Consider the following 6,630-nt stretch of genomic DNA (forward strand, 5'->3'; position numbering starts at 1 on the left):
GATGCCAGTCGGCCCTTGGTCCCGGCGTGACCAGAGGCGAGGACCGGCCACCCCGGCCCAGGCGCCGCTTCGGACAGCATTTCCTCACCGATCCAGACGTCATCGAGCGCATCGTCGCCGTCATCCGGCCCGTGGCCGACCAGCACATAGTGGAGATCGGACCGGGCCGCGGGGCCCTGACCCGGCCGCTGCTCGAGGTCCTCGGGACACTGGATGTCGTCGAGATCGATCGCGAGCTGGTCGCGGCGCTGGCGACGGACCTGGGCCCGCTCGGCGAGCTGCGGGTCCATCGCAGCGACGCGCTCCGCTTCGATTTCTCGCACCTCGCACCCGCAGGGGGCCAGCTCCGGATCGTGGGCAACCTGCCCTACAACATCTCGACCCCCCTCTTGTTCCACCTCCTGGCGCACAGCGACGCGGTCCAAGACCTGGTGTTCATGCTGCAAAGAGAGGTTGCCAAGCGCATCGTGGCCGCCCCTTCGACCCGAGACTATGGGCGGCTGTCCGTCATGCTCCAGTATCGCTGTGCCGCCACCGAGCTCTTCTCGGTCGCGCCGCAAGCCTTCCGGCCACAGCCTCAGGTCCATTCGACCGTCATCCGGCTGGTACCCCGCCCGCCGGCGACCCCGGTTGTCGACCACGGCCTTTTCGAGCGCCTGGTCCGGCAGGCCTTCGGCCAGCGCCGCAAGACGCTCCGCAATGCCTTGAGGGGATGGATCGATGAGGCTGGTTTCGGGCGCGCCGGGATCGACCCCATGCTGCGCGCCGAGTCGCTCGCTGTGGCCGATTTCGTGCGCCTCACCAATGATCTGGCGAGCGCGCCAGTCCCGTGAGCATCAACAGCGTCCCCTCGCCGCGCGATGCCTTCACCCGTAGCGCCTCGAACTCACGCCCCAAGCATCTCCGCCCACACCCGGTAACCGGTGCGGTCGCCGAGCACCGGCGTGCCGTCTGTAACGCCGTCGTCCTGATCCAATTTTGGTGGGCGAACTCGTGGAGCACGACGTTCTCAGCCTCAAAAGCGATTTCGCTCATCATCCTCAATCTCGTCCCAGGCGATGATCACTGGCGCTTCCATGCGGGACCGTGAAGGGCAACGGTGCCTTGACACCTAATTCACCTCCAAGATCTCCACATTGTCCGAGACCGAAAGACCGGGGTGCTTGCCGCCGCCGATGAGGTAGAGAACGTTCCCCGAAACCGCGGCGGCGAGACCGTGGCGGGCCGTAGGCAAGGGTGGCAGGCTCAGCCACCGCCGCGTCTCCGGATCGAAGGCTTCGACCTCGGCTTGGGTCGCGCCTGGACGTTCCCCGCCCGCCACGACGAAGAGCCCGTCGAAGGCGGCGCCGGCGACCCCGCCGCGGGCAGTGGGCATTTCCGGTCCTGCGCTCCAGGTGTCCGTGGTCGGATCGTAGACCTCGAGCGTCGCCAGGTTCTTCGACAGGGTTTGCTCCCGGCCCCCGGCCACGTACAGCCGGCCATGCAGTGCGGCGGCGGCGAGGTGGTCACGGCGCGTCGGCGCCGGCCGCCGTTCTTCCCAGCGGTCGGCCACGGTGTCGTACACGTAAAGCTCGTTCGCCAACCCCTCGGTCCCCACCCCGCCGACGACGAAGAGCTTGCCGTCCAGCGCGGCCACGGCCATGGCCCCCCGCGCCTCCGGCAACGGCGCAACCGGCCTCCACGACACAGCCCCGGCGTCCAGCGCAAAGGCCTCTGCGTGGGGTTCGAAGCCCGAACCGGTGTAACCCCCCAGCGCATAGAGGGTGTTCCCCGCCGTGACCAGGGCCGTGTGGTGGCGGGGCGCCGGCAGATTGGGGCCCGCTGCCCAAAGCCGAATGGCAGGGTCGTAGACCTCGACGCTCGCGACGGTCCGCCCGAGGCCATCGAATCCTCCGATCACGTAGATCTTGCCCTGGAGCACCGCCGAGGCGACCTCGGTACGGGGCGTAGGCATGCCCGCGCTCACGCCAAAGGTGTAGGTGCGCACGCGCCCACCCCGTTCGGTAGCTGCGGGCGCGGAGATCTGCGGAGAGATCCCGACTCCGCGCACGTAGTAGAAATAGAGCGCGCCCGCTAGCAAGAGCAACAGCCCTGCGATGGTCGTGATCGTGCGCATGTCCTGAGTGTAGCCGAATCCACCGACCTTGGTGTGGCCAGTCGGAAAGACGCTTGCTGGATAGTTGGCCGGAAATTGTTGAACAGCACAACTACAACAAAGCGCAGGCGAGCCTCCGGCTCTCGAACAAGTGCCGTGGTGGTGGGCTCGGGCTAAACGCCGCTGGCCACCCGATTAAGCGGCAACGGTTTGTACCTCGGACGGCAGCTTGTTCAGGATCAGCTGTTGAAGCTGGACCTTTTTGCTCGCGTTGTCGATGTCAATGCCAACAAGGTTCCCGTTGGCGTCATAGTCCACCACAACCCCTTCAGAAATTTCTCGGCTCTCGACACTCGGTTGTTCGGAGAGGTCAATATACAAGGAATCCGTGTCGGCGTAGTAATTCAGTTTCATGGCTTGAAACCTCGGTCCAAGAAAGCGTTATGGATCGTCACTTATCCTCCAACGTGACGACTCGCAAGTACCGGCCGCCAAGCTCCGGGCAGGCGGCCCAGAACCTATATCGGTTGTGTTCCTGGGGTTCCGAACAAAACGGTTCATCAACGACTCGAATGCACCATTCCTTCTTGAGATATGGGCGCTTCCGGAGTACCTTCTTCTCGAAGTACTCAGTGAACTGATAGGCCGTCATGTTTAACGGGATACCACCACAATGGCCTAGGAGATCTATAGCGCGTAGGATGCGGTTCCCTTCCTTCACCGCATCCGACTCCGGCCGCATAACGAAGAGTCGTAGGGTGTGGACCGCGCCGTTTACGGTGCGCACGTGGACCACGCATTGGGTTTGGCGTAACCGCTCGGAAAAACATCCAGGCCATTCCGCGTGCGCACAGCGCACCCTACGCTTGCTGGCCGTCGACCTCGTCGATGCGGGCGCCGAGACTCTGGAGTCCCCCGTCCTTGGACATCGTCCTTGCGCCCGAGATCAGTGCTCGATCATGGTTGGTGCCCTGACGTGCCGTTCAGAGACAGCCCGGCGTATTGCATATCGCGGCGATCGGCCGCGTTGGGGGCGGTACGCGGGGAGGGGGATTACTGGGCCGACCCCTGCGGGTGGTCCTTTCACACCCCTTGGCTATCTCCCCGCGATTCCGATCGCAGGTGTCTCGACCGCTCCCGCCATCATGCCTGTCCTTGCCTTTATCGCCGAAGAGCTTGTCGTTCCCGCCCTGGCCGAACATCCGGTCCCTGCCCGGGCCACCGATGAGCGTGTCGTTGCCCGGGCCCCCGCATAGGGTATCGTTCCCGCCCAGCCCGCGAATAACGTCGTCGCCGCCCAGGCCGAGGATGACATCGGGCCCCTCCGTACCGCGGATCGTATCGTTGCCCGAGGTCCCGAGGATCGTGACCGCGCGGCCGCCACATCGGGGCGGCGGAGGCGGTGTGCTGTCCGTCAAGACATAACGGGTCAGGGCGAAGTCGTCGTCGCCACCGGAATTCGAGAACCCTGCGGCGACGAGCTTGCCGTCCGGTTGGATCGCGAGCGCTTCGGCACCCTCGAAGTTGCCTCCCCCTAAGAAGGTGCGAAAGCCTCCGCCCGAGAAGCTCGGATCGAGACCGCCATCCGTGTTGTAACGGGCCACGGCAAAGTCGAAATCGTCGGGACCCGCGCCGTTGGAGAACCCCGCGGCGATGAGCTTGCCGTCGGTCTGGATCACCAATGCGTTTGCGCCCTCGGAGTCGCCGCCGAAGAAGGTCCGCAGGGTCCCGCCGAAACCAAAGCCCGTGTCAAGGCTTCCATCGGGGAGATAGCGTACCAAGGCGAAGTCGAAATCGCCGGGGTCCCCGGCGTTGGAGAACCCGGCCGCCACGAGCTTGCCGTCGGGCTGTACCACCAGCGCGTTCGCGCCCTCGGAGCTGCCGCCGAGAAAGGTGCGAAAGCCGCCACCACCGAAGCTCGGGTCCAGGTTACCATCGGGATTGTAACGGGCCAGGGCGAAATCGAAATCGTCGGCGCCTCCCCCGTTGGAGAACCCGGCCGCCACGAGCTTGCCGTCGGGCTGGATTACGAGCGCCTTGGCGCTCTCGGAGGTACCGCCGAAGAAGGTGCGAAAGCCTCCGCCACTGAAGCTCGGGTCCAGGCTGCCGTCGGGGTTGTAACGGGCCAGGGCGAAATCGAGATCGCCGGGAGTCCCGCCATCCGAAAACCCCGCCGCCACGATCTTGCCGTCGGGCTGGATCACCAATGCGTTGGCGCCCTCGGAGTTGCCGCCGAAGGAGGTGCGTAAGGTCCCGCCGACACCGAAGCCGGTATCCAAGCTGCCGTCGGGGTTGTAACGGGCCAGGGCGAAATCGAAATCGCCCGGACCCCCGGCATTGGAGAACCCGGCTGCTACGAGCTTGCCGTCGGGCTGGATCGCGAGCGCGGCTGCGCCATCGTCGGCCCCCCAACCGAAGTCGGTCAGGACGAGCCCGCCCGAGCCGAAGCCGGTATCCAAGCTTCCATCAGGGTGGTAGCGCGCCAGCGCGAAATCGCGACTACCGCCGACGAAGGCGGTACCGGCCGCCACGAGCCTGCCGTCCGGTTGAACGACCACGGCACTGGCCGCCTCGAAACCCCCGAAGTCGGTGAGCACACCACCGTCGGCGCTGAAGCTTCGGTCCAAGTCTCCAGGTGCCGCATGAACCGCGTGGTTGAAACACAATGCCAACAGCGCGACGCTCGCGGCCGCTCGGCGCCACGACCCACCGGTCCCCCGCTCAGGCATGGGCCTCGCGGGCATTAGCCCGTGTTCGTGCGGGATCCGCTCGCACCGGTTCGAATTCCTAACCTTGCTCATAGTTCTCGAAGCCCTCCGTACCGACCAAGCGCTCATCCTCGAGCAGGTCGATGGGTCGTACGCCTTCGGTGTTCCGCCCCACGACGCTGATGTCGCAGGCCGGGGTCCGGACCAGTATACCGCGGTTACTTGAACACAGCATGGCTTCGTCGCGCATCGCACCGGGGTCGGTCGTGTGGCGGCAGCGGGCTGTCCTCTGGATGGCGATGACCGCCCGGCCCCGTGGCGCGGCTAGCTAGTCCAGATGGTTGATACCCGGGAGTTTCGCCACGGACTATGCCGCAACTTCTATTTCGCGCGTTTCCTGATCGCTGCTCACCTCTTTTGCCGCAGCTAGATATTGCCGAATAGCGTCCTGGATGTTTCGAGCGCCTCTTCCTCGGTATCCCCTTCAGACCAACACCCTGGGAGCCCTGGAACCGAAACGCTGATACCCTCCTCGGTACGATGAAAAACAACGTTATATTTCATTGTGCATTACTCATGTTGTTGCACGTGGTAGGCAGTATCCGATTAGCACCAGTTCGACCCCATTCGTCACCTTGTCCGATTTCACACTCTAGACCGCCAATATTCTGGTTCCTAATGGAGACACGCCACAGCTATGACGACTATCTCCGATCCCAACGGCTCGTAGATGATTCCATACGGGAAACGCCGCATCTGGCACCGGCGGATTGCTCCACCTAGAGGATGCTAGGCCAACGGAAAGTCTTTGATGCGCTGAATCGTTGCCCAAGCTTCGTCCCTGAACTCGTCGCCGAGGTGGACTCGCTGCAGGTTGTAGTAGCGAACCGCCCACGTCAAGCTCACGGCGGGCCGGCAAGAGAAGGCGAACCCTCAAGCCTTTCGTCCGAGTTCAGCAAATGCCTCTTCAGCATCGACTGCCGCAAGCTCTCCAGCGTGGTACGCTGCAATACGATCTTCAGCTTCCTTGAGCCATAGTGCATCAAGGGCTGGATCAGGCTTGTCTAGGCTAGCGATGAGACCCTCGACCAGCGCGGCTCGATCCAAGGAGGAGAGCTGCATGGCTTGACGAAGCACCTTTTCGGCGGAAACGGACATGATGGGGCACCGGCTTTTAGATTTGGCAATTTTAGCAGCCCGTAAGTGAAATCTCCACGGTAGGGAAGCCGCTTACCCGGCGCCCATGGGGTCGCCGGAGGCGGGCACCCGCCCCCGGCTCTCTCGGAACGTAGCGTGCGGATGTCCCGCACTACGCACTTCAGGCGTTGGCGACCGGTCGCCTCTTTGACTGCTTCTGTGAAACGCGAGCCAAGGCCGGGCTGCTTTTTGTTGTAGTAAATGACTTCGGCGAGGAACTCACGGCGAGCTGCCGCTACGAACCGGGCTCGTTTCAACGGGACAAGCGCCTAGCCCGGATTTCTCACCGGTGGTATGGAAGAAGGCCGTACCTCGTGGCATAATATGTTCTTGATCAATAGGTTATGCCGACATACGAGGACGGCCTTATGAACACAGAGTGTAGCGCAGAGCGGATAAACTTTCACGGTCTTGGAGGGCGGGGGGTGGTGGGGCGGTTCGATGGGGGCGGATCAGTTCGGATAGGGTTGTGCTCTTTTGCGCGAAGTGGAAGAGCCGACCCACATTTCTGAATCGCTTGGCGGGGTGCTTCGTCGATCATCGGGATCCGGAGTTGATCGAGCACTCGGTGGAATCGCTCGTGAAACAGCGGGTGTACGGGATAGCGCTCGGGTACGAAGACCTCAACGA

The 6,630-nt window shown here is 63.6% G+C and carries 7 protein-coding genes and 2 pseudogenes; 2 read left to right on the forward strand and 7 right to left on the reverse strand.

All coding sequences use genetic code 11. The annotated features are described in order from the left end of the window. The first annotated feature begins 26 nt into the window (after window positions 1-26). Entirely contained in the window at window positions 27-833 is an 807-nt protein-coding gene (rsmA, locus tag M3461_09720) for a 16S rRNA (adenine(1518)-N(6)/adenine(1519)-N(6))-dimethyltransferase RsmA (protein ID MDQ3774617.1), read from the forward strand. Between the two features lie 278 nt (window positions 834-1,111). Here rsmA and M3461_09725 read toward each other — a convergent pair whose 3' ends face one another. From M3461_09725 to M3461_09755, 7 genes and pseudogenes are all read right to left on the reverse strand, one after another. Then, a complete protein-coding gene (locus tag M3461_09725; protein MDQ3774618.1) occupies window positions 1,112-2,116 on the reverse strand; it encodes a DUF1668 domain-containing protein in 1,005 nt (334 codons plus the stop codon). Between the two features lie 174 nt (window positions 2,117-2,290). After that, window positions 2,291-2,509 carry a DUF2283 domain-containing protein gene (locus tag M3461_09730; GenBank protein MDQ3774619.1) on the reverse strand — a complete coding sequence of 73 codons (219 nt, stop codon included), beginning with the start codon at window positions 2,507-2,509 and terminating at the stop codon, window positions 2,291-2,293. Continuing rightward, a pseudogene (locus M3461_09735) lies at window positions 2,506-2,747 on the reverse strand (hypothetical protein). Before M3461_09735 ends, M3461_09730 begins: the two are co-directional and overlap by 4 nt. 331 nt (window positions 2,748-3,078) lie before the next feature. Further along, window positions 3,079-4,722, reverse strand: coding sequence for a hypothetical protein (locus M3461_09740; protein MDQ3774620.1), 1,644 nt, complete (start codon window positions 4,720-4,722; stop codon window positions 3,079-3,081). Between the two features lie 160 nt (window positions 4,723-4,882). Further along, window positions 4,883-5,053 (reverse strand): hypothetical protein, encoded by a 171-nt coding sequence (locus M3461_09745; GenBank protein ID MDQ3774621.1) that lies wholly within the window; start codon window positions 5,051-5,053, stop codon window positions 4,883-4,885. Window positions 5,054-5,170: 117 nt separating this feature from the next. Then, a pseudogene (locus M3461_09750) lies at window positions 5,171-5,367 on the reverse strand (type II toxin-antitoxin system HicB family antitoxin). Between the two features lie 369 nt (window positions 5,368-5,736). Continuing rightward, window positions 5,737-5,961: an addiction module protein gene (locus M3461_09755; protein ID MDQ3774622.1), complete on the reverse strand. Its 225-nt coding sequence runs from the start codon at window positions 5,959-5,961 to the stop codon at window positions 5,737-5,739. A gap of 508 nt (window positions 5,962-6,469) precedes the next feature. On the opposite strand from M3461_09755, the gene M3461_09760 reads away from it, so the two are divergent. Continuing rightward, window positions 6,470-6,630: transposase (locus M3461_09760; GenBank protein MDQ3774623.1), on the forward strand; the 161-nt coding region annotated here is incomplete at its 3' end.

The sequence above is a fragment of the Pseudomonadota bacterium genome (genome assembly GCA_030860485.1).
In the GTDB taxonomy this organism is placed as follows: Bacteria; Pseudomonadota; Gammaproteobacteria; order JACCXJ01; family JACCXJ01; genus JACCXJ01.